Raw genomic sequence first — 2,782 nt, 5'->3', positions numbered from 1 at the left:
ACTACGTAAAGCTTGTCGAGTTGACGGGCGGCATCATATGAATTCCCTCGGCATGTGTCAACGGCAAAATGAACTTGCCGAATTCAATCGCTGAAAAAGCATTCAAATAAAGGACATTGCGGCACAACTCGCATTCAGTAGTTAAACACGTCACGGTTTCGACTAAAATGGTGCTATAAAATGAACCACTAATTAACCCCACGACTATTCAGGGAATCGTTATGTTCAAGGAACGGATGACGCCAGAAGAACTCGCTAATCTCACCGGTTACAGCCGACAAACCATCAATAAATGGGTACGGAAAGAAGGCTGGGCAACATCGCCCAAACCTGGCGTCCAGGGCGGTAAAGCCCGTCTGGTTCATGTAAACGAACAGGTTCGTGAATATATCCGCAGCGCTGAACGTTCAGTTGACCATCACGCAGACACATTCACGCCTGCCAGCAACGCATCGCTTGAAGCGCTGCTTATGACGCTCGCCAAAGAGATGACCTCATCCGAGCAGAAACAGTTTACCTCTCTCCTCGTGCGTGAAGGGATTACCGGTTTGTTACAACGCTTAGGGATACGCGATAGCAAATAATATGAAAAGATTACGCAGTAAAATGACCACTGAAGAGCTGGCTGAATGCCTCGGCGTGGCCAGACAAACCGTCAATCGCTGGATCAGAGAACAACACTGGAAAACCGAAAAATTTCCCGGCGTCAAAGGCGGACGCGCAAGACTCATCCATATTGATGCCAGCGTGCGGGAGTTTATTCTCAATATTCCGGCTTTTCGCAAACTGCCTGCGTTTTATCAGGCGGAAGAGGCTTTCGCAGAATATGCGAACGCGGCGCACAGTCACGCTTATCGACAAATTATTGATGCCGTTGAAAATATGTCTGCTCAGGAACAGGAAAAACTGGCGCTGTTTTTATCGCGGGAAGGTATTCGCGGATTTCTGACGCGTTTAGGTATCAATGAGGCGGACTAACAAATAATAAACGGCAGGCGTCTGCCCTGCCGTTTATTCTGTTTCAGCTGGCGTTACTGCTGGCTTTCACGCTCGGCGATAAAGCCCAGCGCTTTGTTGATGCGCTCAATGCTGCGGGTTTTGCCAATCGCATGTACGGTGACATCCAGCGCAGGCGACTGCCCGGCACCGGTCACAGCCACACGCAGCGGCATCCCTACTTTACCCATCCCCACTTCCAGCTCATCCGCCGTGGCCTGAATCGCGTGGTGGACGTTTTCTGCTGACCAGTCCGTAATCGCCGACAGCTTGTCGCGCACCACTTCCAGCGGCTGACGCGCCACCGGGCGGAGGTGTTTTTTCGCCGCATCGGCGTCAAACTCGCTGAAGTCTTCATAGAAGTAGCGGCAGCTCTGCGCCATCTCTTTCAGAGTTTTGCAGCGTTCGCCCAGCAACTTCACCAGTTCAGCAAGCTGCGGGCCGTTACGGGTGTCGATATTTTCCTGCTCGATATGCCACTGCAAATGCGTCGCCACATATTCCGGCGCCAGCGTATTGATATAGTGGTGGTTCAGCCACAGCAGTTTATCGGTGTTGAACGCGCTCGCAGACTTGCTCACCGCACCGAGGGAGAACAGCTTGATCATCTCTTCGCGGGTGAAGATTTCCTGATCGCCGCTGGACCAGCCCAGACGCACCAGATAGTTCAGCAACGCTTCCGGCAGATAACCGTCATCGCGATACTGCATCACGCTCACCGCACCGTGACGTTTAGACAGCTTTTTACCGTCGTCGCCGTTAATCATCGACACATGCGCGTACATCGGCACCGGCGCGTTTAACGCTTTCAGAATGTTAATCTGGCGCGGAGTATTGTTGATATGGTCTTCGCCACGAATCACATGGGTAATTTCCATATCCCAGTCGTCCACCACCACACAGAAGTTGTAGGTCGGCGAACCGTCGGTACGACGAATGATCAGATCGTCCAGCTCCTGATTGCTGAATTCGATCGGCCCACGGATCTGATCATCAAAAATAACGGAACCGTCCTGCGGGTTAGCAAAGCGCACCACGCATGGCTCATCGTCGGCATGATGTTCGTGACTGTGGCGGCAGCGCCCGTCATAACGCGGCTTCTCGCCTTTCGCCATCTGATCTTCACGCAGTTGCTCCAGACGCTCTTTAGAGCAGTAGCATTTATAGGCCGTTCCCGCCTCCAGCATCTCGTCAATCACCGCGTTATAGCGATCAAAACGTTTGGTCTGGAAATATGGGCCTTCGTCCCATTCCAGGTTCAGCCAGTTCATACCATCCATGATGGCTTCAATGGCTTCCGGCGTGGAACGCTCAAGATCGGTGTCTTCAATACGCAGCACGAACTCACCGCCGTGGTGACGTGCGAAAAGCCAGGAATAAAGAGCAGTACGCGCGCCGCCGACGTGCAGATAACCTGTCGGGCTAGGCGCGAAGCGAGTTTTGATTTTCATGAAATGGCCTTACGTTTATAAAGATGCCGACAACCGGCAAATCCTGGAAAGATGAATAGCCTTGTATTCTATCACTGTGGCTTGATTCCTCAATGTTGATCCGGTCAGAACGCTACGCTTTGCTATTTCCGTATAGAAATCATGCAGCGCGGAGTAATTCACGATCGTTTTGTTTAATTTTACGACGAACAAACAAAAACTTTAGAAAATGCGTTGACTCATTTTCAACTCTCCCTATAATGCGACTCCACACAGCGGGGGTGATTAGCTCAGCTGGGAGAGCACCTCCCTTACAAGGAGGGGGTCGGCGGTTCGATCCCGTCATCACCCACCAC

The 2,782-nt window shown here is 51.8% G+C and carries 3 protein-coding genes and 1 tRNA gene; 3 read left to right on the top strand and 1 reads right to left on the bottom strand.

Going from position 1 to position 2,782, the window contains the following annotated elements; all coding sequences use genetic code 11:
• Positions 1-221 precede the first annotated feature (221 nt).
• The gene (locus NA624_RS16985) at positions 222-584 is read left to right on the top strand and encodes a MerR family transcriptional regulator (RefSeq protein ID WP_000472034.1); all 363 of its coding nucleotides are present in this window, start codon (positions 222-224) and stop codon (positions 582-584) included.
• Position 585: 1 nt separating this feature from the next.
• Positions 586-978, top strand: coding sequence for a MerR family transcriptional regulator (locus NA624_RS16980; RefSeq protein ID WP_000826514.1), 393 nt, complete (start codon positions 586-588; stop codon positions 976-978).
• A 53-nt stretch (positions 979-1,031) separates the two neighbouring features.
• On the opposite strand, the gene gltX is transcribed toward NA624_RS16980, so the two are convergent.
• Entirely contained in the window at positions 1,032-2,447 is a 1,416-nt protein-coding gene (gene gltX, locus NA624_RS16975; RefSeq protein ID WP_000695623.1) for a glutamate--tRNA ligase, read from the bottom strand.
• 258 nt (positions 2,448-2,705) lie between these two features.
• On the opposite strand from gltX, the gene NA624_RS16970 reads away from it, so the two are divergent.
• Positions 2,706-2,781 (top strand) — tRNA-Val (locus NA624_RS16970).
• Position 2,782 lies beyond the last annotated feature (1 nt).

Origin of the sequence: Salmonella sp. NW38 (genome assembly GCF_051807745.1) — a bacterium.
Classification (GTDB): Bacteria; Pseudomonadota; Gammaproteobacteria; order Enterobacterales; family Enterobacteriaceae; genus Salmonella; species Salmonella enterica.
Note: the sequence above shows the minus strand (reverse complement) of the source record. Positions and strands in the feature narration are given on the sequence as shown.